Origin of the sequence: Pseudomonas sp. D(2018), assembly GCF_005502555.1 — a bacterium.
Lineage (GTDB): Bacteria > Pseudomonadota > Gammaproteobacteria > Pseudomonadales > Pseudomonadaceae > Metapseudomonas > Metapseudomonas resinovorans.
Genome location: NZ_SCOK01000022.1, coordinates 1 through 25,839, shown reverse-complemented (window position 1 = coordinate 25,839; position 25,839 = coordinate 1). Strand labels below are relative to the sequence as shown.

Below are 25,839 nucleotides of genomic sequence, written 5' to 3'. Positions count from 1 at the left end.
TTGCGCCCGCTCCTCAGGCCAGCGCCTTCAGCGTGTCGGCGATGCGCTGCAGGTCTTCCACCGTGCCGCGCTCGCCCCAGTAGAGGGCAACCATCTGCGAACTTGCTTCAACTTTGTAGACATCCTTCGGCAGACCGCCCAGATGTGCCAGCAATGTCGCGTCCTCGCAGGGCTCACGCCACTGGTTCAGCCACGTACCGGGCTCGCTCTGCCAATAGCACCAGGCCTCGCGCCCACGCAGACGCGGCCGGTGGTACTGGGCGCAGGAATGCGGCGGCTCCTGGACCAGCCAGTGGGGCCAGTCCTGGCGCGACAGCTGCATGGCCAGCCCCATGCGCCGCGCCTGCAGGCGCAGCTCCATGCGCCCCCGCTGCCCCTTCGACGGAACCAGCCAGACCAAGGGGCTGACCACCGCCAGGAGGAGCAATAGGACGATCCAGAAGGTCATATCGGTTATCCCCGCGCAAAAGCCTGTGTTAAACGTTCCGGCCAGCCATACTTGTGATCATGCGCAACCTTGAGGAGGAGTCACCCATGCCCTACCAGCACATTCTGGTCGCTGTCGACCTGACCGATGAATGCCATCCGGTGGTGCGTCGTGCCCAGGCGCTGGCCCAGGCCAGCCATGCCAAGCTGTCGCTGGTGCACATAGTCGAGCCCATGGCCATGGCCTTCGGCGGTGACGTACCGATGGACCTTTCCATGCTCCAGCAGCAGCAGTTCGAGCAGGCCCGCGAACGCCTGCAGACCTTCGCCGGCATCTACTCCGAGCTGACCGCTGACCAGCGCCACCTGGCGTACGGCCAGCCTCGGCAGGAAATCCACCGCCTCGCGGAGGAACAGGGCTGCGACCTGATCGTCGTTGGCAGCCATGGTCGCCACGGTCTCGCCCTGCTACTCGGCTCCACCGCCAATGACGTCCTCCATGGCGCCCCCTGCGACGTGCTGGCGGTGCGCCTGAAAAACCCTGAATAGATTGAAATAATCTGACGGGCGCGGGCTTCAGTCGAAGCCTTCGCCCGCGCTCATCACCAGGGGCCGGATTTTCTGCAACTGAGTCTCCAGCGAGTAAGTCATGCTGGAAGCCATGGAAAAGAAGGTCAGGAACGCCTTGAGGTTCGAGTCCCCCTCGCAGGTATCGTGGATACGCTGCCAGAAAGCCTGATTCACCAGTTGCAGCTGCTGGAACAGCCGTACGAGCCCCTTCAATTCCCAGTCCGCATGGCGTCCTTCACGGAGATTGAAGTACTGCCGCGCGAGATAGAGCGAGACGGCCCGCAGAATGAACTCCTGGTTGCTGGCGAACGGCAAGTGTTGCTGCGCCATCGGCCTGAGCTTACCCAGCACCGGACAGGCGCTGGTGGCCATGATCACCCCCAACAGAGCACGCAACCCCTCCTCCAGCCCCACCAGCTTGGTGTACTCGCGCTCCGGCGTACGTACCCAGACCTGTACCTTCTTGAAGGCTGGCAGGCCTTGGAAATCCTCGATCACCCGGTGCAAATCCACCGCCGCCGGGCAATGACTAAAGGCATTCCGGCTTAGCGGGCAGTTGCTGCACTGCTGATGTTCCAGTCGCGTCCACTTCGGCGCGACTTCTGCTCGCGCCGGGTCATACGCACGGTCCAGCTCGATGCGGTAGCTGAACTCATGCAGGTCATCCAGGCTGATGCGGTATTCGATGGCCATGGGCTCTCCGGCTCACTTCCTCAACTGTCTTCCAGCTCCGCCCAACGCTCGATCAGACGGTCCAGCTCCTTCTGCAAGTCATCCAGGCGCTCCAGCACCATGCGGGTCTGTTCCGCTGGGCGCTGATAGAAGGCCGGATCGGAGACTTCCGCCTGCACCCTCACCTGCTCCGCTTCCAGAGCCTCGATCTGCCCGGGAATGGCCTCCAGCTCACGCTGCAACTTGTAGCTCAGCTTCTTCTTGGGTACCTCAACCGCAACAGGAGCAGGCTCGGCAACCCTGGGCGCTTCGGCCTTGGCCTCCCGCGTGTCACCCACGCCCAGCAGACGCGGCGAGCCGCCCTGGCGCAGCCAATCCTGGTAGCCACCAACGTACTCGCGAACGCGGCCTTGCCCTTCGAACACCAGCGTGCTGGTGACCACGTTGTCGAGGAACGCGCGGTCGTGGCTGACCATCAGCACCGTGCCAGGGAAATTCAGCAGCACCTCTTCGAGCAGCTCCAGGGTTTCCACATCCAGGTCGTTGGTCGGTTCGTCCAGCACCAGCAGGTTCGCCGGCTTGCTGAACAACTTGGCCAGCAACAGTCGTGCCCGCTCGCCACCAGACAACGCCTTTACCGGCGTACGGGCGCGCTGCGGGCTGAACAGGAAGTCCCCCAGGTAGCTCAGTACATGGCGGTTCTGGCCGTCGATACTGATGAAGTCGCGGCCTTCGGAGAGGTTATCGATTACGGTCTTTTCCAGATCCAGCTGGTGACGCAGCTGGTCGAAATACGCCACTTCCAGGCGAGTGCCGACCTCAATGCTGCCACCGGTGGGCTGGAGGTCGCCCAGCAGCAGCTTGAGCAGCGTGGTCTTGCCGGTACCGTTGGCACCCAGCAGGCCGATACGGTCGGAGCGCTGCAGCACCAGGTTGAAATCGCGGATCAGCGGCTCCTCGCCTGCATGGGCGAAGCTGACGTTTTCCGCCACCATCACCTGCTTGCCGGATTTTTCCGCTGCCTCCAGCTGGAACGTAGCCTTGCCCTGACGCTCGCGACGCTCTGAACGCTCGTTGCGCATCGCCTTGAGCGCACGCACCCGGCCTTCGTTACGGGTACGACGGGCCTTGATGCCCTGGCGAATCCAGACTTCTTCCTGGGCCAGGCGCTTGTCGAACAGGGCGTTGGCCACTTCTTCCGCCGCCAGCTGCTGCTCCTTGTGCACCAGGAAGCTGGCGTAGTCACCGTTCCAGTCGATCAGATGACCACGGTCCAGCTCGAGGATACGAGTGGCCAGGTTCTGCAGGAAGGAACGGTCGTGGGTAATGAACAACACGGCGCCGTTGAAACCCAGCAGGGCCTCTTCCAGCCAGGCGATGGCGCCGATATCCAAATGGTTGGTGGGCTCATCGAGCAGCAGCAGGTCTGGCTCGGCCACCAATGCCTGGGCCAGCAGCACGCGACGGCGCCAGCCACCGGAGAGCTCCGCCAGGGTCTTGTCCGCCGGCAGTTGCAGGCGACTCAGGGTGCTATCCACCAACTGCTGCAGTCGCCAGCCGTCGCGCGCTTCCAGGTCCTGCTGAACCCGGGACAGACGCGCCAGGTCATTCTCGTCGTTGATATGCAGGCTCAGGTGGTGGTACTCGGCGAGCAGCTTGCCGACCTCTGCCAGGCCTTCGGCCACCACATCGAATACGGTGCGATCATCGGCGAGCGGCAGCTCTTGCGGTAGCTCACCGATTTTCAGCGCCGGTGCGCGCCAGATTTCGCCATCATCAGCGAATTGATCACCCTTGACCAAGCGCAGCAGGCTGGATTTGCCGGTGCCGTTGCGACCAATGATGCACACCCGCTCGCCACGGGCGATCTGCCAGGACACCTTATCCAACAGCGGCATGGCGCCGTAGGCGAGGGATACATCGGTGAACTTGAGCAGTGTCATGGGGGGGCCTCCTGGATCAGGGCGCGCATTCTACCCGACTTGCGGTACCGCCTCTCGGGCAATTTTTACCGCCGGTTTCTCCTGCTGGCGCAATGCTTTAACCGCCCCTGCCTAACGGCTAAGCTAGGCGCTATTCGATGCCCCGAAACGGGCATTCATAACGATATATCTGCCCCGGAAGTGTCATGCGCGGTCGTCTGCTCAACCTGTTTTCCTGCTTGCTCCTTTCCACGGTAGGCCTGCACGCCAGCCAGGCCTCCGCGGCCCCGCTCGCCCAGCAGCGCCTGATGTACGACGAGGCCAAGCGAGCCCTGGCCAAGGGTGATTCCGGCCCCTATGAGCGCTACGCCAATGCCCTGAGCGACTATCCGCTGGAGCCCTACCTGGCCTACGACGAGCTGACCGCCCGTCTGAAATGGGCAAGCAACGAGGAGATCGAGAAGTTCCTCGCCGAGCACGGCGACCTGCCGCAGGCCGGCTGGATGAAATTGCGCTGGCTGCGCTGGCTGGCCGAACGCGGGGAATGGCAGACCTTCGTCAACTACTACGATCCCAAGCTCAACTTCACCGAACTGGACTGCCTGTTCGGCCAGTACCAGCTCAAACACGGCATGAAGAAGGAAGGCTATGCCACCGCCGAAAAGCTCTGGCTGGTGGGCAAGTCCCAACCCGAGGCCTGCGACGTGCTCTTTGGTATGTGGAAAGCCGAAGGGCAGTTGAGCGAGGAACTGCGCTGGAAGCGCACCAAGCTGGCTGCTGAAGCGCGCAACTATGGCCTGGCCAACCACTTGGTAAAGACCATGCCGCGCCTTGGTACTCAAGGCAAACTCATGGTGGAAGTGGCGCAGAAGCCGCAGTTGCTGAGTCAGACCGCCCGTTTCACGCCGGCTGACCGACACACGGCGGATGCCGCCGGCCTTGGCCTGCGCCGCCTGGCTCGCCAAAACCCGGAAAAGGCCCTGAGCCTGCTGGAGGTCTATGCCGCACGCCTGCCCTTCTCCAAGGAAGAGAAGGTGGCCATCGCTCGCGAAATCGGCCTGACCCTGGCCAAGCGTTTCGACTCCCGCGCCCTCAAGATCATGACCCAGTACGACCCGGAGCTGCGCGACAACACGGTCAGCGAATGGCGCGCACGCCTGTTGCTGCGCCTGGGCCGCTGGGACGACGCCTACCAATTGACCCGGCAGATGCCCGAAGACCTGGCCAAGACCAATCGCTGGCGCTACTGGCAGGCGCGCAGCCTGCAGCTGGCCCAGCCACAGAGCCAGCAGCCGATCCCGCTCTATCAGCCGGTCGCTCGCGAGCGCGACTTCTACGGTTTCATGGCCGCCGACCACATCAAGGCGCCATATCAGCTGAACAACAAGCCGCTGGCCCTCGATCCCAAGGTGATGCAGAAAGTGCGCAACACCGCTGGCATCCGCCGTGCGCTGGAGTTCCATGATCGCGGCGAGATCGTCAACGGTCGCCGCGAGTGGTACCACGTCAGCCGCCTGTTCAACCGCGACGAGATGGTGGCCCAGGCCAAGATCGCCTACGACATGCAATGGTACTTCCCGGCCATTCGCACCATCAGCCAGGCCCAGTACTGGGACGACCTGGATATCCGCTTCCCCATGGCCCACCGCTCGGCGCTGACCCAGCAGGCAAAAGTTCGCGGCCTGCACTCCAGCTGGGTATTCGCCATCACTCGCCAGGAAAGCGCCTTCATGGCCGACGCCCGCTCCGGTGCTGGCGCCATGGGCCTGATGCAACTGATGCCGGCCACCGCCAAGGAAACCGCGCGCAGGTACGGTATTCCGCTGGCTTCGCCGAAGCAGGCATTCAACCCCGACGTCAACATCCAGCTCGGCGCTGCCTACCTGAGCCAGGTGCACGGCCAGTTCAACGGCAACCGCGTACTGGCCTCAGCGGCCTACAACGCCGGGCCCGGCCGCGTGCGCCAGTGGCTGAAAGGGGCCGATCACCTGGCCTACGATGTCTGGGTCGAGACAATTCCCTTCGACGAAACCCGCCAGTATGTGCAGAACGTGCTGTCCTACTCCGTGATCTACGGGCACAAACTGAACGCCCCGCAGCCCCTGGTGGATTGGCACGAGCGGTACTTCGACGACCAGTAATGCATGAGAAAGGGCGCAAATCAGCGCCCTTCTTCATTGACGAGGTTCGAACTACTCCAGAACCTCGACTTCCATCCCCACATCCAGCACGCCGGCGCTGCGATTGATCAGGTTCTGCCCGAAATACACTTCACCATCGCGCTCGCGGTAGGTCTTGAGGGTCGTGAGCGGCTCACGGTCGGCACTCCGCTCACCGGTGGCCGGGTCAATGGTGGTCAGGATGCAGCGACTGCACCCTTTGGCCACACTGAATTCGATACCGCCAATGCGAATGCGCTTCCAGCTGTCCTCGGCGTAGGCCGCACTGCCCTCTACCACCAGGTTCGGACGGAAGCGCAGCATTTCCAGCGGTCGCCCCACCCGCTCACTGAGGTCATCCAGCGAGGCCTGACCAATCAGCAGCAGCGGAAAACCATCGGCGAAGCCTACTTTCTCCTCGGGCAGCAGACTGCCGGGAATATCCCGTGCGCGGTGGTCCGGCACATGCACCAGGCGGCAAGCCTTGCCGAGGAAGTCACTCAGCCATTGCGCCGCCTCGTCGCCTGCATCCGGCACATGCATAGGGGCGCCCCAGACGAAAGTCCCACGCAGGTTCGCATCGGGTTCGGGCAGCGCGACATCCAGGGCTGGCAACCCTTCGGCACTCAGGGTCAGACCACCGACAGCGTTCCAGCGCGCCGAAAGCTGGGACATCCTGGAAAAGGCGCGCTGGGTCAGGAATCGGCCATTTTCGGCATCTACCAGCATCCAGCGGCGATCGCCCGCCAGGCCCAGGGCATCAACCCGAGCCTGCTGAAGGGGTTCGCCAATGGCGGATTTCATGGGAAAACGATAAAGGGCGGAGAGACGCAGCATGGCCAGCTTCCTGATCGGCGTTCGAGCGAGCCCCCCTTATACTCAGCCGCCCCGGCTCAGCTCAAGCTCATTGATTCCGATTGAGACGATCCATCACCACATCGACCAGCTTGTCGGGCTGGAACTTGGAGAGGAAGTTGTCGCAGCCGACCTTTTTCACCATGGCGTCGTTGAAGCTGCCTGACAGCGAGGTGTGCATCACCACATAGAGGTCGCGCAGGCGTGGATCGTTGCGTATTTCCGTGGTCAGGCGGTAACCGTCCATCTCCGGCATTTCCGCATCCGTGAAGATCATCAGCAGCTTCTCGGTCATGTCCTCGCCGCTATCGGCCCAGGCTTTGAGCATCTTCAGGGCCTTCAGGCCATCACTGGCCATGTGCATGCGCATCCCGAGCTGCGACAGGGTTTCCCGCAACTGGGTCAAGGCGACGGTGGAGTCATCCACCAGCAGCACCTCGCGCCCTACCGCCATCTGCAGCAGCGGGTTCTCCAGGCGCTCCGCGGAAACACGGGTGCTCATGGGCACGATCTCGGACAGCACCTTCTCGACGTCAATGACTTCGACGATCTGCTCGTCCACCTTGGTGATGGCCGTCAAATAGTGCTGACGACCGGCGCCGCCTGGCGGCGGCATGATGGATTCCCAGTTGAGGTTGAGGATGCGGTCCACGCCCCCTACCAGGAAGGCCTGCACCGAACGGTTGTACTCGGTCACGATGATGGTGCTGCGCTCATCCGGCACCAGCGGGCGCATACCGATGGCCTGGGACAGATCGATCACCGGCAGCGTCTGGCCACGCAAGTTGACCACGCCGCACACCACCGGATGCCGCTGCGGGATCAGGGTCATCTTCGGCAACTGCAGCACTTCCTGCACCTTGAACACGTTGATGGCGAAAAGCTGGCGACCACTGAGACGGAACATCAGGATTTCAAGCCGGTTTTCACCCACTAGCTGGGTGCGTTGATCGACGGTGTCGAGAATGCCGGCCATGGAACTTCCTCTGCTGCAATGCGGTGGTGGGCAGGAGTGCCTTGGCAGTATTTCGGCAGGAGGCCAGAAACCTGAAGCCATGGCACCGAGCCATCATGCCGCAGCCAAACCCATGACGCCAGCACACCGACTTTCAAGTCGGCAGCAGCAGCAGCGGGGAATGCTCTGGCAGATGCACTCGCAGCACGCCGGCACGCGCAGCGATGCGCAGGCGCACCGTTTCCAGCGGCTCGCCATCGAGATTCAGGTCCAACCCCTCCACCGCCTCAACGTCCACCCAGGGCAAGCGCGCGCTGACTGACACCGACTCCAACCCGAGGATGCCGCCAGAAAGCAACGTGGCCAGGGTTCCCACCACATCCTGGGGCGCTGGAATGATGCAGAGGTCCAGCAGGCCATCATTCACCACCGCCTGCGGACACAATGGATGACCTCCGCCCGCTTGACGCCCATTGCCGATGCCGAGCGCAAGGAACTCCCCCTCCCAGGCGAAGTCCGGCCCACGGAAGCGCCCGAAAGCCGAGTGCACCTCTGAAAAGTGCGTCAGCCCAGTGAGAAAGTAAGCGGCCCCACCCAGCACCTTCTTCAGGTCTTCGGAGGTGTTAGCCGTGATCTTCGAGCCGAAACCGCCGGTCGCCATATTGAGGAACAGGTGGCCATCGGCGTCGCCCAGATCGATCGCGCGCGGTGCCACGTCGAGCAACGCCAATGCTTCCTGCGGGTCCAGGGGCACGCCGGCCGCACGAGCGAAGTCGTTGGCCGTCCCCAACGGCAACAGCACCAGGCTGGCGTCGGCCTTTGCCAGGGTCATGGCTTCGGCCACCTCCCGCAGGGTGCCATCGCCGCCCCCGGCAATGAGCGTGCGATACCCCCTCGCCAGGGCCTCGTCCACCAGGCGCCGAGCATCGCCGCCTTCCCAGGTAACCCGCACAGCCAGCTCCCACCCCGCTTTACGGCGTGCCTGGACGGCTGCCCGCACCTCATCGTTGGCCGCCTGCTTGCCATGCAGGATCAGCAAGGCCTTGCGCTCATCCATGCTCACCTCCGTCGTTCGGGAATGGCCGGAGTATAGGACCGCAAGCCCCCACCGAAGGCGCCATCGGCAATCTACTGACCGGACAAACAATCAACTTTGTAGATAGGAAAACCGAATAATTTGCGCTTTTACAGCCTTATATGATGATTGATCATGCCACCCATTCCTCCCGGAGAACCCCCTCCGCGAGCAGACAGGAGACTCGAACATGATCGAAGTACGCCCCTTCGCCGAACTGGGTGGTGCTCACCACGGCTGGCTCAATGCTCGACATCACTTTTCCTTCGCCAGCTACTACGACAGCCAGCGAATGAACTGGGGCCAGTTGCGCGTGTGGAACGACGATGAAATCGCCCCCCACTCCGGTTTCCCGCCGCACCCGCACCAGGACATGGAGATCATCACCTACGTCCGCGAAGGTGCCATTACCCACCAGGACAACCTGGGCAACAAAGGCCGTACCGAGGCCGGCGACGTACAGGTGATGAGCGCGGGCACCGGTATCGCCCACAGCGAGTACAACCTGGAAGACGAAACCACCAAGATCTTCCAGATCTGGATCATGCCAACCGAATACGGCGCCGCCCCCTCCTGGGGTGCCCGTCCGTTCCCGAAGGGCGAGCGTGCCGGCAGCTTCGTGACCCTGGCCAGCGGTATCGATGAAGGTGGCGACGCACTGCATATCCGCGCCAATGCCCGGCTTGCAGCCGCCACACTCAAGGCTGGACAGAGCGCCGAGTACCGTTTGGAGAAAGGCCGCCAGGCCTATCTGGTGGCCGCCAAGGGTCGTTACGAGGTGAACGGCGTCGCCGCCGAAGCCCGCGATGGCGTGGCGGTACGCGATGTGGAGGTGCTCAGCTTCACCGCCAGCGAGGACAGCGAAATCGTCCTCGTGGATGTGGCCTGACGCGGGCTCATGCAGGAGCGAGCTTGCTCGCTCCTACGCCGGATAACCGGTGATATCCCGGATCTTCCGATACAGCGGCCTCAACTGCTTGTACATCCCCTGGTAAACCTCCCGATACAACCGCTCGTAGGTGCGCTGCGCCTGCGGATCGGGCTGGAAAACCTGCCCCACCCGCGTCATGGCGCGGATCGCCGTAGGGAAGTCCGGATGCAGGCCCAGGCCCACCGCGCAATCGATAGCCGCGCCCAAGCCGGAGGTTTCGTAGACATGGGGCCGCTCCGCCGGCAGACCGAAGATGTCAGCGGTCAGTTGCATGGCCGCATCGCTCTGCGAACCACCCCCGGACACCCGCAGGCGCGTGATCCCCGTACCAGAACGCTTCTCGATCTGTTCCTTGCCCTGGCGCAGGGCATAGGCCAGCCCTTCGAGGATGGCGCGATAGATATGTGCGCGGGTGTGCACATCGCCGAAACCGATGATCGAACCCTTGGCTTCCAGGCCCGGCTCACGGATGCCAGGGGACCAGTAGGGCTGCAGCATCAGCCCCATGGAGCCAGGGGGCACGCTGTTAACCAACTCGTCGAACAGCACTTCGGGCTCCACGCCCAGCTCCTTGGCCCGCTGCATCTCACGCAGGCCGAACTCCTGCTTGAACCAGCTGACCATCCAGAAGCCGCGATAAATCATCACCTCGGTGTTGAAGTGATCGGGAATGGCCGCTGGATACGGCGGTATCAGCGGAATGGTTTCCAGGTACTTGCGCCGCGTCGTGTTGATAGTGGCGGTGGTGCCATAGGACAGGCAGGCCACGCTCGGCTCCACCCCGCCGGCACCGATCACCTCGCAGGCCTTGTCGGCACCGGCAGCGATCAGCGGCAGACCTTCCGGAATCCCGGTATGGCGACTGGCTTCGGCAGTGATGCTCCCCAGACGCTGTCCCGGCTTGAACAGCTCGGGCAACTGTTCGCGACGCACCGGCATCGACTGCCATTTCCAATCCCGTGGCGCGGCCCACTGCAGGCGCTTGTAGTCGAATGGCAGATAGGCCACCTGGCAGGCCACCGAGTCGACGAAGCGCCCGCACAGCCGGCGACTGAGGAAACCTGAAAGCAGCAGGACCTTGTGGGTCCTTGCCCAGACCTCAGGCTGGTTCTGCGCTACCCAGTTGGCTTCGGCCTGGGCGCGAAAATAGTCCACCGTGCCCTCCAGGCCGATGGCCTTGAACAGCCAGCCCCAGGCCCCCTTGATGCGCCCCTGCACCTCTGCCTGGCGTTGGTCCAGCCAGAGAATGGCCGGGCGCAGCGGCCGACCCTGTTCGTCGACGTTGATGACGGTGCCGCGCTGGGTGGTCAGCGAGACGCCACGGATCAGGCTGCGGTCGATGTCCACCGATTCCCACAGCAGCCGGCAGGCTTCGCCCAGGCTGCTCCAGTAGTACTCCGGGTCCTGTTCGGCCCAGCCGGGCTGGCTGGAGTAATAGGCCTCGAGGGGCACCTTGCCCTTGCCCACCAGGTTGCCTTCCAGGTCGAACAACAGAGCCCGTACGCTCTGGGTGCCGTTGTCGATGGCCAGCAGATAACTCTTCTCGCTCACGATGCGTCCTTGTTCTTGTTATTCGGGCAGGCTGTAGCAGCGCCGCCAGAGGGCCAGGTAATCGGCCTCTTCCCGCGCCCAGCGAGCATCGTCCCAGCCCAAGAGCGGCTGGCACAGCGCACGGATTCGTGGCAGCTCGCCGCAAGCGCCCTCCGGCAGCAGCAGGCCCAGACGGGTCCGGCGCAGCAGCAGATCATCCAGGTGCAGCACCAGTTCACCCTCAGCCGCCCAGGCCAGCTCGGCCCACAGGGTATCGGTGGCGCCGACGCGTTCATTACCCAGCAGCTCGACCCAACGCACCAGCTCCGCTATGCCGCCCCCATGGCGACCCAACAGGCGCAGACGCTGGGCGGGCGACAGGGCCGGGACTGCAGGTGCTACACAGGGCTTGAATACCGGATCGTCGCCCGCCTCCAAGGCGCGGCCGACAAAGCCTGCGCAGGCGCGTAGCACCTCCAGCGCCAGCAGGCGGAAGGTGGTCAGCTTGCCGCCGGCCAGGGTCACACAGCCGGGCTCGACCCAGAGGACATGCTCACGCTTCTCATCCGACGGTTTCAGCCGCGCCTCACCATCGCTCACCACCGGCCGCACGCCCGCCCAGGTGGACAGCACATCGCGCCGGCCGATCCCGGATGCGGGGAACTGCAGCGCACAAGCCTGCAGCAGATAGTCCACTTCCGTTTCGCTGATGCGCGCGTCCTGGTCCAGCCCATCCCCATGGTCGAGGTCAGTTGTACCGATCACGGTCGCCCCCTCCCAGGGGAAGACGAACACCGGGCGCCCATCCGCCGGATGCATGAAGCTGATGGCGTGGGCCAGCGGCAAACGCCAACCCGGTAGCAGCAGATGGCTGCCCCGCAGGGGGCGGATATGCTCCGTACCCTGGGCGGCACGCAGGCGATCCGCCCAGGCACCGGTCGCCTGGGCGACGGCGCGAGTGCGGAACGTGAAGCGCTGACCGCTCTCCAGGTCCTCGGCCTCAAGGCCAGTCACCCTGCCCTGCTCCCGCTGCAATGCCACCACTCGCACACCATTCAACGCCTCGCCGCCATCCGTGCGGGCTTCGCCCAGCACCCGCATCACCAGACGGGCATCGTCCGTCACGGCATCGAAGAATCGGGTGCCGCCCTGCAGGCCGCCTTCGCTCAGGCCTGGCACCAGGTAGCGCAACGACTGCAGCGGGTAGTAGAGGTGGTTGCGCCGTCCTGCCAGGGCGTCATAGACCGCCAGCAGACCGCCGAACACCTTCGGCCCCGGGAAACCGCCCCGATGCGGCATGACGAAGCTCAGCGGCTCCACCAGCCCCGGCGCCTCGGCCAGCAGGCGCTGACGTTCACGCACTGAGGCGCGAGTCAGGCCGAACTGCCCCTTGGCGATGTAGCGCAGGCCGCCATGGACCATTTTCGACGAGCGACTGGACGTGCCCCAGGCAAAATCGCGCTGCTCCAACAACAGGCATTTCCAGCCCCGGCGCGCCGCCTCCCGCAGGATGCCCGCGCCGCAGATACCGCCACCGACCACGATCAAGTCCCAATCGCGGCTGGCCAGGTCCGGCAACGCAGCCGTGCGCCACTCGGCGTTCCAGACGCCCATGCTCAATCCTCGAGCAGCACACCCGGGGCGAGACGGCCCTCGGGGTCGAAATGCACAGCCAGGGTACGCAGGGCAGCCATGCCCAGCGGGCCCTTCTCTACCGGCAGCCAGGGCGCGTGGTCGCGACCGACGCCATGCTGGTGGCTGATAGTGCCGCGATTCTGCGCGATCACATCACTGGCGGCGTGCTTCAGCTTGCTCCAGCGTGCCAGCGCTTCGGCGTAGCTGCCCCCGGGACGGTAGACGTAGGTGGTGTAGATGCTCGAACCCTCGCCGTACACGTGGGACAGGTGAGTGAACACGTGCACCCGCTCACCCTCGTTCTTCAAACCGTTGCGCAAGCTGCTCTCGATCTTGCCGAGCAGGCTGTCGACATTGACCCAATCGGTCGCGGTTTCCAGCGTGTCCACCACATAGCCGGCGCTCCAGAGTGCGTGGCGCAAGTACGGGAAACGGAAGCGGTTGTGCTCCCATTTCTTGCCCAGCAAGGTGCCGGTAAACACGCCACCGAAGCCTTTCAGCAGACGCTTGGCCTGCTTCAGCGACGCGGCGTTCTGCGCGCGGTTGCCGGTCACGCCGAAGGTCAGCATGCACTTGCCCGCCCCGGCGCCGCGCAGGGCCAGGTACTTCTCCAGCAGGGCAATCTGCCCCGGATGCCCGGCCAGGGCCAGTTGCGTCTCGGTCTCGATGGCGTTGGACAGGCGCAGCATGGACAGCGGCACCCGCGCCTGGGCCAGGCTGCGAATCCCCTTGAGCGCCTGGCTCCAACTGGGCAGGAAGACCGCGTAGAAGGATTCCCGCTCGGCCAATCGGGTAACCCGTACGCGAACTTCGGATATCACCCCGAAGCGTCCTTCCGAGCCAAGCACCAGCTCGCGCAGGTCCGGCCCCGCGGCCGACGCCGGGAAGGTCGGCAACTCCATCGAGCCGGCAAAGGTTTCCAGGGTGCCGCCGGCAAAGAGCTGCTCGATACGCCCATAGCGCAGGGACTGCTGGCCACTGGAGCGACTGGCGACCCAGCCGCCAAGGGTGGACAGCTCCCACGACTGCGGGAAATGGCCGAGGGTATAGCCACGAGCACGAAGCTGGCTTTCCACCTGCGGGCCACTGGCACCGGGGCCGAAGGTGGCGATCTGGCTTTCCTCGTCCAGCTCCAGCAGGCGGCTCATGCGCTCCAGGGAAAGCGTCAGCACCGGCCGAGCACTGGCCTGGGGATTGATATGGCCGGCTACCGAAGTGCCACCGCCATAAGGAATGACCACCAAGTCGCGCTCGACGGCCAGGGCCAGCAACTGGCGGATCTGCTCCGAAGTCTCCGGAAAGGCCACGCCATCGGGAAACTGACCGAAGTCGCCTTCGCGCATGGCCAGCCAGTCCGGCAGGCTCTGGCCACGGGCGTGACGGACGCGCGTTTCGGCATCCAGGCTGATCAGCGGGTGGGCGTCCAGGCGCGAGGCCGGCACGCAGGCCAGCACCTGTTCCAGACTGGCATCAGGCAGGGGCTGGCCTTCACCGATGCGCTCGGCCAGGAAAGCCGCTCCATTGGCAGGCAGTTCCACCACCGTCGCCTCATCGCCCCAGCCGTTCCAGCGTCGCATGCCATTCTCCTTGTTCGGGTTGTTTCGGAGGATTTCGATGGCTGCCTATACTAGCCAGCCGCGCAAAGGCGTCACTGTCGAATCGGGACAGTGGCCATCGCCAATCAGGACATAACAAGAAAACGCATGCACGCCCTCGGCTATACCTCGGTTCCCGCCCTTCTCAAGTACCTGCGCCACGCGGAACAGCTTGGCCTGGATCAGGCTTCCACGCTCGCCGCGGCGGGCATTCGTCCGGAGGATCTGGCGGACAACGGCCGGCGCCTGCCCAGTGAAATCCACGAGCGACTGCTGGGTTACCTGATTCGCGAATCCGGCGACGCCCTTTTCGGCCTGCATTCGGCGCGATACGTGCAGCCCGGCTCCTGGAGCGTGCTGGGCTACATCACCATGAACTGCGCCACCCTGGGCGAAGCCATGAGCCGCATTGCGCCCTACGAGAAGCTGGTGGGGGACATGGGCGTGAGCCGCATGGAGGCCGAAGGCGAACTGGTGCGGATGATCTGGACCTGCCGCCACCAGGACCCGGCGATCCGTCGCCACATGGTGGAAAACGTACTCGCCTCCTGGCTGCTTTACGCCCGCTGGATCGCCGATATGCAGCGCTCACCGAGGGAGGTCTGGTTCGAGCACGTCCAGCCGGAAGCAACTCGAATCGAAGACTACGAAGAGGTCTTCGGCTGCCCGGTACGCTTCGAGCAACCCTGCAACGCCCTGCTGGTCCCCTTCGAGTACCTGGCAGTGCCATTGCGCCAGGCGGATGCCAACCTGCTGCGCACCCTGGAAGAGCACGCCCTGGCACTGATGGCCGGGTTGGATAACGACGAACCGCTGCCACAACGGGTGAAGAACGCCTTGCGCCTGCTGCTCAAGGACGGTCTGCCACGCAAGGAACGCGTGGCGGAGAAGTTCCACATGACGGTGCGCACCCTGCAGCGCCACCTGCAACAAGCCGGCACCAGCTACCAACAGATACTCGATGAACTGCGCCGCGATCTGGCCGAGCACTATCTGCTGCGCAGCGACCTGCCGATCCAGGACATCGCCTGCTACCTGGGCTTCACCGAATCGCGATCCTTCCACCGCAGCTTCAAAGCCTGGACGGGGCAGACGCCGGGGGAGTACCGCGAGGCGAAACGTCAGGGCTGAAGGGCAGACCATCAGCCTGCTTGGCGAATGAATTCGCTATGTCTGCGTTAGCTGTTGCGAGAGATTCACCAACGGGCCAACAGCCTTGTAGGAGCTGGCTTGCCAGCGAAACGGGACCATCCGCTGGCAAGCCGGCGCCTACGGGCCATGCAGCTGCCTGCAACACGTAACCCGTACCAAGGCCCGGCTGTCAGGCCTGCAACTCGCTCAGCGGAATGAACCGCAACGTATCCCCCTCGGCCAGGGTGGTGCCTTCCAACACCTCCACCAGCCCCTCAGCCCAGGCCGCGCTGCGCAGCACGCCGGAACTCTGGTTCGGGTAGATCACCGCGCGGCCGTTCTCCAGCCGAGCACGCAGGTACTCGCGACGGTTGCCGGGCTTCTTCCAGGTAAAACCGGCCGGCACAACGAAGCCCAGCGGCTCAACATCTTCCACGCCAAGGCGACGCAACAGATAAGGCCGCGCCAACAGGCCGAAGGTCACCAGGGTGGAAGCCGGATTGCCTGGCAGGCCAATCACCGGCACACCGCGGAAATGCCCGAAGGTCAGCGGCTTGCCCGGTTTGATCGCCAGCTTCCACAGCGAAAGCTCGCCCTCTTCCCGCAGCGCCGCGCCGAGGAAATCCGCCTCGCCCACGGAAACGCCGCCGGTGGAGAGGATCAGGTCCACGTGCCCCAGGTCCGCCAGCGCCTTTCGGGTGAGCTGAAGGTCGTCGGCCAGGATGCCGGCATCCACCACCGCGCAGCCCAGGCGCTTCAGCCAGGCAATCAGCAGGCTGCGGTTGCTGTTGTAGATCTGCCCTGGCCCCAGGGGCTGGCCGGGCGGTACCAGTTCGTCACCCGTGGAGATCACGGCAACGACAGGACGACGGCGCACCACCAGTTCTGCGGCGCCCAGGGAAGCACACAGGCCCATCTCGATCGGCCCCAGACGGGTACCGGCAGGCAGCACGGCTTCGCCGGTGCGGGTTTCCTGGCCACGGGGGCGGACGTTCTGTCCCGCTCTCAGCGGCTCAAGGAAACGCACCCGGCCATCGGCCAGGACTTCGGCGTTCTCTTGCATCTCCACCAGGTCCGCACCCGCAGGCAACGGCGCACCGGTGAAAATTCGCGCGCAAGTGCCCGGCTGCAGCGGCCCGGGCGCACTGCCCGCGAGAATTCGCTGACTCACCACCAGCGGCTCACCCTGCCAGTCGGCCAGGCGCAGGGCATAACCGTCCATGGCGCTGTTGTCCCACGGCGGCAGGTCGAGACCCGCCACGAGTGGAAAAGCCAGCACCCGGCCGTCGGCCTCGGCCAGTGCAACGGTTTCACGCGCGTCGATCGGCGCAGCCGCAGCCAAGTCGAGCAGGCGCGCCAGGGCGTCCTCGACAGGCATCAGGCCGGGATGATCACAACCGCTCATCCGCGGCTCTCGCAGGCGTTGGCCTGGGTCAGGTGCGGTACGAAATTGCAGGGGCGATGGCGGTTGTCCAACTGCTCGGCAAGGATGCCGTCCCAGGCAGTGCGGCAGGCATTGGTGGAACCTGGCAGGCAGCACACAAGGGTACCGTTGGCCAGGCCGGCCAGCGCGCGGGACTGCATGGTGGAGGTGCCGATGTCCGCCACGGAAATCTGTCGGAAGTACTCGCCGAACCCGTCCACCTGCTTGTCTAGCAGGCAGGCCACCGCCTCGGGGGTGCTGTCGCGGCCGGTAAAGCCGGTACCACCAGTGATCAACACCACCTGCACAGCGTCGTCGGCGATCCAGGTGGCAACCTGGGCGCGGATCTTGTACAGATCATCTTTCAGCAGCACCCGCGCGGCCAGGTTATGACCCGCGACAGTGAGGCGATCGACGAAGAGCTGGCCGGAGGTATCGGTCTCCAGGCTGCGGGTATCACTGACAGTAAGAACGGCAATATTGAGCGGCACGAACACCGCCTCGGCCTTGTGACTCATGGCAGGCTTCCAGTTGTAGGAGTGAATGCCCGGTGTTATATCACAGCGCCGCCAGAGAGACCGCGCCATGTCCGACAAGCCTTTACCACCCTTCTCCGTACTGCTGCTTTCCGGCGGCCGCGGGCAGCGCCTGGGTGGTCGCGACAAGGGGTTGGTGGAATGGCAGGGCCGCCCCCTGATCGCCTGGTTGCACGAGCGGGTGCGCCCCCTCACGGACGACCTCATCATCTCCTGCAACCGCAACGCCGAGCGCTATGCCACCTGGGCCGACCAACTGGTGCAGGACGACAGCCCCGACTACCAAGGACCACTGGCCGGCATCCGCGCGGGCCTTGCGGCAGCCCGCCACGAGCACGTGCTGATCCTCCCCTGCGATGCCCCACGGGTTGATGACGCGCTGATCGCCAGCCTTCTCGAAGCTGCCTGCGAGCGCCCCGTGATGGTCCGCCAAGGTGCATTCTGGGAGCCGCTATTCTGCGTTCTGCCCCGCGCCGTGTTGCCGGTGCTGGAAGCCGGCTGGCAGGCCGGAGAACGCAGCCCGCAACGCATCCTTCGCCAGTTGGCCCCCGTCGAGGTGATTTGCCCGGAGGGCGATCCACGATTGGCGAACCTGAACACCCCCGACCTGGTCGATGGTTTGGATCTGAAGGACTGAGTCAGATTCCTGGAACTTTGCCGGGAAGTTCTTCGTCAGAAGCTGCGTACAACCAGCGTAACCATCAAGGAGATGACGATGAACCAGCGGATAGCCCCCGCTTTCCTGCTCGCAATGGGCCTTTTCACTCTGGCCGGCTGCTCCTCGCCGACCGTGATCACCCTTAATGACGGGCGCGAGATCCAGGCCGTGGACAAACCCGACTACGACGAGGATTCGGGCTTCTACGAGTTCGAACAACTGGATGGCAAACACGCCAAGGTGAACAAGGATCAGGTCCGCACCATCAAGGAACTCTGATTCGCCCGGCCCGCTTCCGCCTTCATCGCGAAGCGGGCCTTCCCCCCTCCCCCGGCGACCCCGCGCCGTTCTTAGCCTTCCACTCGCCCACCACTTCCCAGCGCAAAAACTTAAAAAATTTTCTGCTAACCCCTTGTAGGCCAAAAGTTTTTCTGTAGAATGCGCGCCACACAACGGAGCGTAGCGCAGCTTGGTAGCGCGTCTCGTTCGGGACGAGAAGGTCGCTGGTTCGAATCCAGTCGCTCCGACCAAATCCCGAAAAACCCGCCTTAAAGGCGGGTTTTTTATTGCCTGCGATTTCTCCCTCTCAGCGGATGCAAGAAAGCCCCGGAGCATCATGTGCTGCCGGGGCTATTGCTTTCCGATCGCCAAGGCCCGCCTCAGGTGTGCAGGGCCGTGAACGTCCAGCCAGAATGCCGGACCTCACCGGCCCATCCCTGCATACACCCCGAAGGGTGAAGAAGCGCTCAGCTGGACAGGAAGGACGCCACGGACGTCGCATCGAAAGGCCAGCCCAGTTCATGTCCGGTATCACAGCGGCGCAGGACTGGGATGCGCAGCCCGTAGGACTCGACCCACTCTTCGCGGTCGGCAATGTCCACCAGCTCCACCATCAGTCCGCGTTCGACGAAGGGCATGAGCACACCTTCCGCCACCTCGCACAGGTGGCAGCCGAGGGTGCCGAAAAGTTGGCATTCAGGAAGCATTGCGACGCGCCTCGAAGATCAGCAAGGCGCGAATTCTAGCACGCGTCAGGCGTCGGTGGATTGGCCCTGAGCCTTGTCCAGCAAGGGCTGTAGGCCGTCCAGCAGGCGACTGTTGAAGGCTTCGGCCTTGGCCAGCTGACTTGGGTCGAACCGTTCGTCGAGGGCGAAACCGCCCTTGAGCAATTGTTCCAGGGTGTCGCGGCCATTGTCCGCAAGCTCACCGGCGCTGCGCAGGGCATCCAGGAGGCTATTGGCGTAGTCCTTGAGGTTGCCATTGACCGCGCTGGCCGCCTGGCCGCCCTGCTGGGCGACGGCGCCATAGGCGTCGGTCGCCTGCATGACCTTGGTCTGGGTGAGGCGCATCGACATGGAGGCCAGTTGCTCGCCGTCCATGTCCAGGGCCATGGCGCGGTCGAAGGCGCCGGCCACGTCGCCGGAGTAGAACTTGCTGGAGATGTCTTGGACCTGGCCGAGCAGGTCACTCAGGGCAGCTTTCTCCTCGTCATCCAGCTCCCCGTCGACTTCGATCTGCCAGGCACCGATCTGCAGACTGGACGATTGGCTGCTGGCGGCCACCAGGGCGTTCTTGCCGTCGCTCGCCGCCACCACACTGCTGCGCGACCAACTGGCCGACGCCTGGGCAATGGAGATACGCAGCCTGTCGCCGTCGCGGGTCTTCACCTCCAGGTCGAAGGTTTCAGCCTTGGCAGCAAAACGCTCGCTGTAGCCGGCAACCGCCACGGCCCCCTCACCCTGAGTGGCCTGTGCGGGCTGGGTGTAGGTCTTCTGCAGCTTGTCCAGGCCGTCCTGGATACGGCCAAAGGTGTCGTCGATGTCCTCAACCACCTTGCCGCCGAGCACACCCAGCCCATCAAGTATTTTCCGCGCGTCATCGAATCCCTTCTGTATCCCGGCGCGTGCCTGATCGAGCAGGCCCTGCAGCTTGGCCGGGTCTGCCCCTTCAGCCTTCTCTTTGCTCAGGCGCTGGTCGATGAAACCGAGCACACGGTCCGCGACCTTCTCCGGGCTGTAGTTGGACGCCTTGTCGTTGAGGGCGCCCGGCTCCAGCCCCAGGCGCTCACCGAGACGGTTGGCCAGGGCCTCTTGCGCATCCACCTGCTTGCGCGCGAAAGCGGAAGCCAGACCGGGGAACGCGGAACGTTGGGCGGAAGAAGCGAGAGAAGCCAGGGCATTCATGACGGGGCATCCGGAGTCAGCGGTGTCCCTCTGTGGCGGCCGGGCGCTGCAAAACTTGAATCGAAGGCGATGGCCGGTTCACATCGGGTGATCGTCCCCGCCCCCATCACCAGGCGCTATAACTGAAAGCGTCCCCATAGCCTCCGGAGGCCACACCCTTGCCCGGCAACCTGCTGATCATCCTGGCGACCTCGCTACTGGTCATTGCGCTGTTCCACCGCCTGCGGCTCCCGCCGGTTCTGGGCTACCTCTGCGTGGGCCTGCTGCTGGGCCCCTCAGCTTTCGGCTGGGTCGACTATGACGACAACCTGCCTCAGTTGGCGGAGATGGGGGTGGTGTTCCTGCTGTTCACGCTGGGACTGGAGTTCTCGCTGCCGAAGATGATCGCCCTGCGCCAGGTGGTTTTCGGTTTCGGCAGCCTGCAGGTTCTGGCCTGCGGCCTGCCACTGACAGGCCTGCTGCTATGGATCGGGATGGATATCGGCGTGGCCTGCCTGATAGGTGCCGGCCTCGCGCTCTCGTCGACGGCGATCGTGGGTAAAGAGCTGGGCAGCCTGGGCGAAGTGTTTTCCCCTCATGGGCAGAACGCCATCGGTGTGCTGATTTTCCAGGACCTCGTTGCGGTACTCCTGCTTACGCTGGTGCCCGCCCTCACCGGTGACCGGCAGGACGCCTGGTATTGGGCGGTAGCCATCACCCTTGGCAAGACGTTGCTGCTGTTCGTTGGCCTGCTGGCGGTCAGTCGCTGGCTTCTGCCCCGGCTGTTTCGCGAGGTGGCCCAGGTCCACTCGGCAGAACTGTTCGTCATGCTGGCGCTGGTCATCGTGCTGCTGACGGCCTGGATCACCCACCTGCTGGGCCTGTCCATGGCGCTCGGCGCCTTCCTGGCGGGGATGCTCCTGGGCGAAAGCCATTATCGCCATCAGGTGGAAGCCGATATCCGCCCCTTTCGCGACATCCTCCTCGGATTGTTCTTCGTCAGCGTGGGGATGCTCATCGACCTGAACCAGTTCGCCGAGCACGGCGCGCTGATTGCTGGCATTGCGCTTACCCTGCTGCTGGTAAAAGGCAGCGTTATCGCCCTGCTGGCAAGGCTGCGGGGCAATGATCTCGAAACCTCCTGGCGCACCGGCGTGGCACTGGCACAGGGTGGCGAGTTCTGCTTCGCCCTGGTAACCCAGGCGCAGCACGGCCGCCTCCTGGACGGGCAGCAGGCCAGCCTGTTGCTCAGCGCAATCTTCTGTTCCATGGTCCTCACCCCGCCGCTCTTGCGCTCCGCCCCAAGGCTGGCGGCGTACCTGCAACGACGAGCGAGGGGCGCCGACCCGTTGGAAGCGATCGCGGCGCACAGCACAACGCTGAATAACCATGCGGTGATCTGCGGCTATGGCCGCGTTGGCCAATCCATCGCGCGCATCCTGGAGCAACAGGCAATTCCCTTTGTCGCACTGGACGACGATCCGGTCCGGATTGAAGAAGCCGCTGCCGGCGAGCGCAACGTGCACTTCGGCGACTCCCGCCGGGCGGATCTACTGGAAGCTGTGGGCACCCTGCGAGCGCGACTGCTGGTGGTCGCGGTGAACGATGCCGACATCGCCTTGAAGGTGGTTCAAAGCGCACGCCAGCTGCACCCTGCCTTGCCGATACTGGTACGCACCCGTGACGACAGCCACTTGGCCAGGCTCCAGGCGGCCGGAGCCACCGAGGTCGTGCCGGAGGTGATGGAGTCCAGCCTGATGCTGGCCTCTCATGCGCTGGTGCTGCTGGGCCTGCCCCGCAGCCGGGTGGAAGCTCATATGGAAGCGGTGCGACGCAACCGCTATCGCTTGCTCCATGGTTATTACCCGGGCGGCCAGGCCAATCTGGTGGATGCCCATGGACAGCCGCGACGGCTGCTGCACGCTGTGAACCTGAACGAAGGCGCTTATGCGTGCGGCCGCACCCTGGGCGACTTGCGTCTTGAGCGACTGGGTCTCGAAGTGCAGGGCATACGTCGCCTGGGCGCGCCCTTGCAGTCGGCCGACGAGACACTGTTGCAGGACGGTGACGCGGTGCTGATCTGCGGTGGCCTGCAGGCCATAGAAGCCGGTGAAGCCCTGCTGCTTACAGGCAGCGACTGATCAAAGACCAGCCGCCTCGAGCAGCACATTGGCAGCGTCCTTGGCCTCCAGCGCCTGATCGCCCGGCCCCTGGATGTGGGCCATGCTGATCGCCCCCTCCATCAAGTACTGCAACTGACGCGCCAGGCGATCAGGCTGGGCGGCCTTCAGGCGTATCAGGGCATCGCGGAAGTAATTTTGCGTGGCGATCTTGTAGGACGCGGCGAGGCGATGAACCGGGTGCTCGCGATCATGGAATTCGGCAGCGGCGTTGATGAACGCACAGCCGCAGAATTCGTCCTGCCGGAGCCACTCGGCCAGCCCGTCGAACACCCGCAGGATGGCTTCCCGCGGTGGCAGGTGCTCGAACGCCCAAGCCAAACGCTCGGCCGCAGGCGCGAAGCGGGACTCCAAGGCGGCGATGATCAGCTCGTCCTTGGACTTGAAGTGGTTGTAGAGGGTCATCTTCGCCACACCGGACTCAGCCAGGATGCGGTCGATTCCGGTGGCATGGAAGCCTTCGCGATAGAAGAGCGCGAGGGCGGTGTTGACCAGTTGATCGCGTTTGCTCGATGCCATTGCAGCCTCCTGAACCGACGCATTATGCGCATCCGCCCTGGCCGGCTCAAACCACACAGGGTACGGAATCGCAGGGCAACGCAAATTTTGCCCTTGAAATATACAGACCTGTCTGTCTATTCTCCAATCCACAATTCATCGCGAAGGACTCGTCATGCAACTCCACGACTTCTACCTCTCCGGCAACTGCTACAAGGTCCGCCTGTTCCTCGGCCTGATTGGTCAGCCGGCCGAATTGCTGACGGTGAACCTGCCCAAGGGCGCGCAGAAGTGTGCCGAGTTCCTCGCGCTCAACCCACGCGGCCAGGTTCCTGTACTGGTAGACGATGGCCAGCCGCTGGTCGACTCCCAGGCCATCCTGGTCTATCTGGCCAGACGCTACGCGGATACGCACTGGTACCCGCTGGACGCCGTTGTCCAGTCCCAGATTGCCAGTTGGCTGAGCCTGACAGCCAACGAGATCCATAACGGCGCAGCAAGAGCGCGAATCGGGCTGAAGTTCGGTCGCCCGGTGGATCTGGAGGACGCCCAGGCCCGTGGCCGCCAGACACTGGAACTGGTAAACGCGCATCTGGCCGAACGTGAATGGCTGGTCGGCGAGCACCCCACCATCGCGGACGTAGCGGTCTACCCGTACCTGGCCATGGCCGACGAGGGCGGTCTGGATCTGGCGCCCTACCCGCACCTGCACACCTGGTTCGCGCGCATTCGTGCCCTGCCCGGCTACGTCGAGCTGCCCCACTTCTAAGCGATCTGGAGGTCACCATGAACAGTCCTTTCCACCCCGGCGAACAAGCGATTCAGAGCCGTATTGGCGTGCGTGAGCAGGTGGAAGCGATGGGCAGCCGGATGATCCGCGACCATATGCCGGAGCAGCATCGGCAGTTCTTCGCCCAGTTGCCCTGGATGCTGGTCGGCAGTCTGGACAGCGACGGCCAACCCCAGGCCTCCGTGCTCTGGGGCAAGCCGGGCTTTGCTCATTCGCCAGAACCCAGCCTGCTGCGGATCAACGCCCGCCCGGAAGCCGACGACCCCTTGACCGCCAATCTGCACGGCGCCGCACGCCTGGGCCTGCTCGGCCTGGAACTGCCGACACGGCGGCGCAATCGCCTGAACGGCCCGCTGGTAGACAGCGACCGAGAGGGCTTCACCGTCGCCGTGCAACAGTCATTCGGCAATTGCCCAAAGTACATCCAGGCTCGCGATTGGCACTGGGAAGCGCGCCCGGCAGGCCCCCTGGAACAAGGCAACGGTCTGGATCAGCGCTGGCTGGGGTTGGTGGAGCGCAGCGATACCCTGTTCATTGCCAGCCAGCATCTGGACCCGCAGACCGGCGGCGTCGACATTTCCCACCGTGGCGGCACGCCGGGCTTCGCGCGATTGGGTGAAGACGGCCGCCTCTGGCTGCCGGACTACAGCGGCAACCAGATGTTCAACACCCTCGGCAACCTGCTGCTGGAGCCCCGATGCGGCCTGCTCTGGGTCGACTTCAACAGCGGTGACCTGCTGCACCTGGAGGCCCATGCGGAAATCCTCTGGCCGGACCAGACCGGCTCAGGCGAGTTGCCAGACCTGCCCGGCGCGGAGCGCCTGGTGGCCCTGACCCCAGGCCGCTGGCGCCTGCGTCGAAGCCGCCTGCCGCTGAGCTTCGACTCGCCACGTCCCTCTCCATTCCTGCCCCAAGGATACTGAATCCATGCACCCGCGTTCGTACGTCCTGCTGCTCCTGCTCAGCACGTTCAGCTTCTTCGCCCAGGCCGAGGGCCTGCGCTTCGCCCTGGTGAAGACCGCTGAAACCGAAACCCTGGATGCCTTTACCGTGGCCGATGGAAAGTGGACCGAAAAAGTGAAGGCCAACCATGTGGCGCTGCTGATCCAGCACCATGCCGCCACCCTGCTGTTCGATACCGGCCTCGGGCGCCAGGTGGACAACCAGTTCAGCCGCGAGATGCCCTGGTGGGACAAGCCACTGATGCAATACGGCAGCGTAACTCCGGCCCGCGACCAGCTCGACCGTGACGGCATCCGCATCGACCGCATCGTCCTGAGCCACGCTCACTGGGATCACGCCTCGGCCCTGGCGGACTTCCCCGAAGTTCCGGTCTGGGCGCCTTATGAAGAGATCGAGTTCACCGAAATCGCGACGCCGCCGGCGATACTGCCCAGCCAGTTCGCCCACGGCGTCAAATGGCATCCCTTCACTTTCCTGCCCATTCCGTTCATGGGTTTCGAGGAGAGCCTCGACCTGTTCGGCGACCGCAGCCTGGTGCTGGTGCCGCTAAGCGGCCATTCGCCCGGTTCGGTTGGCCTGTTCCTGACCCTGGACGATGGACGGCGATTCTTTTTCACCGGCGATGCCAGCTGGCGCCTGGAAGGCTTCACCGGGCCGAAGGAGAAGTTCTGGGTCAGCAGCAGAATGGTCGACAACGACCGCGAAGCCACCCGCGCCCAGCTGCAGAAGGTTCACGATCTACTCCAGCGCGAACCCGGGCTCACGGTGGTTCCGGCCCACGATGCCAAGGTGCAGGACGCGCTCGGCTACTACCCGCAGTGGGTGCAGTGAGCGGCCGACCATCGTCTAACAGACAGGAAATGTAACGAAATGCTTTAGTCACCTCGTTGTAACAGGACGACCCGACCGACCTGCAATCCAACGAGGAGACAATAACAATGAGCAAGACCTCGCTTGCGCGAGCCGTGGCCCTGGCCACGATTGGCGCCAGTTTCACCCTGCCCGGCATTGCCCAGGCCGAGTTCATCAAGGACAGCAAGGCCAGCCTGGAACTGCGTAACTTCTACTTCAACCGCGACTTCCGCCAGGAAAACGCCCCTCAGGCCAAGGCCGAGGAATGGGCCCAGGGCTTCCTCCTGCGCTACGAATCCGGCTACACCGAGGGCAGCGTCG

The 25,839-nt window shown here is 64.2% G+C and carries 25 protein-coding genes and 1 tRNA gene; 12 read left to right on the top strand and 14 right to left on the bottom strand.

Annotation, left to right across the window (positions count from 1 at the left end):
• Nucleotides 1-13 precede the first annotated feature (13 nt).
• Nucleotides 14-448, bottom strand: a complete 435-nt coding sequence (locus FFS60_RS15580; protein ID WP_028629486.1) for a hypothetical protein — start codon at nt 446-448, stop codon at nt 14-16.
• A gap of 86 nt (nt 449-534) precedes the next feature.
• Here FFS60_RS15580 and FFS60_RS15575 point away from each other — a divergent pair, with 86 nt between their 5' ends.
• A complete protein-coding gene (locus tag FFS60_RS15575) occupies nt 535-975 on the top strand; it encodes a universal stress protein (RefSeq protein ID WP_028629487.1) in 441 nt (146 codons plus the stop codon).
• A gap of 27 nt (nt 976-1,002) precedes the next feature.
• Here FFS60_RS15575 and FFS60_RS15570 read toward each other — a convergent pair whose 3' ends face one another.
• Together FFS60_RS15570 and FFS60_RS15565 are read right to left on the bottom strand one after the other, a co-directional pair.
• A complete protein-coding gene (locus tag FFS60_RS15570; protein WP_028629488.1) occupies nt 1,003-1,689 on the bottom strand; it encodes a hypothetical protein in 687 nt (228 codons plus the stop codon).
• A 20-nt stretch (nt 1,690-1,709) separates the two neighbouring features.
• The gene (locus FFS60_RS15565) at nt 1,710-3,611 is read right to left on the bottom strand and encodes an ATP-binding cassette domain-containing protein (protein ID WP_137822467.1); all 1,902 of its coding nucleotides are present in this window, start codon (nt 3,609-3,611) and stop codon (nt 1,710-1,712) included.
• A gap of 185 nt (nt 3,612-3,796) precedes the next feature.
• Here FFS60_RS15565 and FFS60_RS15560 point away from each other — a divergent pair, with 185 nt between their 5' ends.
• Complete coding sequence (locus FFS60_RS15560; RefSeq protein ID WP_137822466.1) at nt 3,797-5,731, top strand: transglycosylase SLT domain-containing protein; 1,935 nt, start codon at nt 3,797-3,799, stop codon at nt 5,729-5,731.
• Between the two features lie 51 nt (nt 5,732-5,782).
• On the opposite strand, the gene FFS60_RS15555 is transcribed toward FFS60_RS15560, so the two are convergent.
• From FFS60_RS15555 to yegS, 3 genes are all read right to left on the bottom strand, one after another.
• Entirely contained in the window at nt 5,783-6,586 is an 804-nt protein-coding gene (locus FFS60_RS15555; RefSeq protein WP_028629491.1) for an MOSC domain-containing protein, read from the bottom strand.
• 67 nt (nt 6,587-6,653) lie between these two features.
• A complete protein-coding gene (locus tag FFS60_RS15550) occupies nt 6,654-7,580 on the bottom strand; it encodes a chemotaxis protein CheV (protein ID WP_137822465.1) in 927 nt (308 codons plus the stop codon).
• Between the two features lie 133 nt (nt 7,581-7,713).
• Nucleotides 7,714-8,616 carry a lipid kinase YegS gene (yegS, locus tag FFS60_RS15545; protein ID WP_137822464.1) on the bottom strand — a complete coding sequence of 301 codons (903 nt, stop codon included), beginning with the start codon at nt 8,614-8,616 and terminating at the stop codon, nt 7,714-7,716.
• A gap of 208 nt (nt 8,617-8,824) precedes the next feature.
• On the opposite strand from yegS, the gene FFS60_RS15540 reads away from it, so the two are divergent.
• Nucleotides 8,825-9,523, top strand: coding sequence for a pirin family protein (locus tag FFS60_RS15540; RefSeq protein ID WP_028629494.1), 699 nt, complete (start codon nt 8,825-8,827; stop codon nt 9,521-9,523).
• A 33-nt stretch (nt 9,524-9,556) separates the two neighbouring features.
• Here the strand turns inward: FFS60_RS15540 and FFS60_RS15535 are convergent, their stop codons facing one another.
• Genes FFS60_RS15535 through FFS60_RS15525 form a run of 3 tightly spaced genes read right to left on the bottom strand, consistent with a single transcriptional unit; the run spans nt 9,557 to nt 14,307 of the window.
• The gene (locus FFS60_RS15535; RefSeq protein ID WP_137822463.1) at nt 9,557-11,116 is read right to left on the bottom strand and encodes an FGGY-family carbohydrate kinase; all 1,560 of its coding nucleotides are present in this window, start codon (nt 11,114-11,116) and stop codon (nt 9,557-9,559) included.
• An 18-nt stretch (nt 11,117-11,134) separates the two neighbouring features.
• Nucleotides 11,135-12,709, bottom strand: a complete 1,575-nt coding sequence (locus tag FFS60_RS15530) for a glycerol-3-phosphate dehydrogenase/oxidase (protein WP_137822462.1) — start codon at nt 12,707-12,709, stop codon at nt 11,135-11,137.
• Between the two features lie 2 nt (nt 12,710-12,711).
• Nucleotides 12,712-14,307 (bottom strand): FAD-binding oxidoreductase, encoded by a 1,596-nt coding sequence (locus FFS60_RS15525; RefSeq protein ID WP_137822461.1) that lies wholly within the window; start codon nt 14,305-14,307, stop codon nt 12,712-12,714.
• Between the two features lie 126 nt (nt 14,308-14,433).
• Here FFS60_RS15525 and FFS60_RS15520 point away from each other — a divergent pair, with 126 nt between their 5' ends.
• Nucleotides 14,434-15,456: an AraC family transcriptional regulator gene (locus FFS60_RS15520; RefSeq protein WP_137822460.1), complete on the top strand. Its 1,023-nt coding sequence runs from the start codon at nt 14,434-14,436 to the stop codon at nt 15,454-15,456.
• Between the two features lie 190 nt (nt 15,457-15,646).
• Here FFS60_RS15520 and glp read toward each other — a convergent pair whose 3' ends face one another.
• Entirely contained in the window at nt 15,647-16,861 is a 1,215-nt protein-coding gene (gene glp, locus FFS60_RS15515) for a gephyrin-like molybdotransferase Glp (protein WP_137822459.1), read from the bottom strand.
• The gene (gene moaB, locus FFS60_RS15510) at nt 16,858-17,397 is read right to left on the bottom strand and encodes a molybdenum cofactor biosynthesis protein B (protein ID WP_028629500.1); all 540 of its coding nucleotides are present in this window, start codon (nt 17,395-17,397) and stop codon (nt 16,858-16,860) included. Before moaB ends, glp begins: the two co-directional genes overlap by 4 nt.
• 67 nt (nt 17,398-17,464) lie before the next feature.
• Between moaB and mobA the strand changes: the two genes are divergently transcribed.
• The 3 genes from mobA to FFS60_RS15495 all read left to right on the top strand — a co-directional run bounded on the left by mobA (nt 17,465) and on the right by FFS60_RS15495 (nt 18,603).
• Nucleotides 17,465-18,052, top strand: coding sequence for a molybdenum cofactor guanylyltransferase MobA (mobA, locus tag FFS60_RS15505; RefSeq protein WP_028629501.1), 588 nt, complete (start codon nt 17,465-17,467; stop codon nt 18,050-18,052).
• Nucleotides 18,053-18,130: 78 nt separating this feature from the next.
• Nucleotides 18,131-18,352 carry a YgdI/YgdR family lipoprotein gene (locus FFS60_RS15500; RefSeq protein WP_028629502.1) on the top strand — a complete coding sequence of 74 codons (222 nt, stop codon included), beginning with the start codon at nt 18,131-18,133 and terminating at the stop codon, nt 18,350-18,352.
• A gap of 174 nt (nt 18,353-18,526) precedes the next feature.
• Nucleotides 18,527-18,603, top strand: a tRNA-Pro gene (locus FFS60_RS15495).
• Nucleotides 18,604-18,819: 216 nt separating this feature from the next.
• Here the strand turns inward: FFS60_RS15495 and FFS60_RS15490 are convergent.
• Both FFS60_RS15490 and FFS60_RS15485 read right to left on the bottom strand, forming a co-directional pair.
• The gene (locus tag FFS60_RS15490; RefSeq protein ID WP_028629503.1) at nt 18,820-19,059 is read right to left on the bottom strand and encodes a glutaredoxin family protein; all 240 of its coding nucleotides are present in this window, start codon (nt 19,057-19,059) and stop codon (nt 18,820-18,822) included.
• A gap of 45 nt (nt 19,060-19,104) precedes the next feature.
• Nucleotides 19,105-20,256, bottom strand: coding sequence for a DUF5610 domain-containing protein (locus tag FFS60_RS15485; protein WP_137822458.1), 1,152 nt, complete (start codon nt 20,254-20,256; stop codon nt 19,105-19,107).
• Between the two features lie 158 nt (nt 20,257-20,414).
• Here FFS60_RS15485 and FFS60_RS15480 point away from each other — a divergent pair, with 158 nt between their 5' ends.
• On the top strand, nt 20,415-22,376 hold the full coding sequence (locus tag FFS60_RS15480; protein WP_137822457.1) for a monovalent cation:proton antiporter family protein: 1,962 nt from the start codon (nt 20,415-20,417) through the stop codon (nt 22,374-22,376).
• Here FFS60_RS15480 and FFS60_RS15475 read toward each other — a convergent pair whose 3' ends face one another.
• Nucleotides 22,377-22,934, bottom strand: a complete 558-nt coding sequence (locus FFS60_RS15475; protein WP_028629506.1) for a TetR/AcrR family transcriptional regulator — start codon at nt 22,932-22,934, stop codon at nt 22,377-22,379. It lies immediately after the preceding gene.
• A gap of 154 nt (nt 22,935-23,088) precedes the next feature.
• Here FFS60_RS15475 and FFS60_RS15470 point away from each other — a divergent pair, with 154 nt between their 5' ends.
• The 4 genes from FFS60_RS15470 to FFS60_RS15455 all read left to right on the top strand — a co-directional run.
• On the top strand, nt 23,089-23,682 hold the full coding sequence (locus FFS60_RS15470) for a glutathione S-transferase family protein (RefSeq protein WP_028629507.1): 594 nt from the start codon (nt 23,089-23,091) through the stop codon (nt 23,680-23,682).
• Nucleotides 23,683-23,699: 17 nt separating this feature from the next.
• On the top strand, nt 23,700-24,626 hold the full coding sequence (locus FFS60_RS15465; protein WP_137822456.1) for a pyridoxamine 5'-phosphate oxidase family protein: 927 nt from the start codon (nt 23,700-23,702) through the stop codon (nt 24,624-24,626).
• Nucleotides 24,627-24,630: 4 nt separating this feature from the next.
• Nucleotides 24,631-25,497 (top strand): MBL fold metallo-hydrolase, encoded by an 867-nt coding sequence (locus tag FFS60_RS15460; RefSeq protein WP_137822455.1) that lies wholly within the window; start codon nt 24,631-24,633, stop codon nt 25,495-25,497.
• 107 nt (nt 25,498-25,604) lie between these two features.
• Nucleotides 25,605-25,839 (top strand): OprD family outer membrane porin (locus FFS60_RS15455; protein WP_137822454.1); only part of this gene is annotated, 235 nt, incomplete at its 3' end.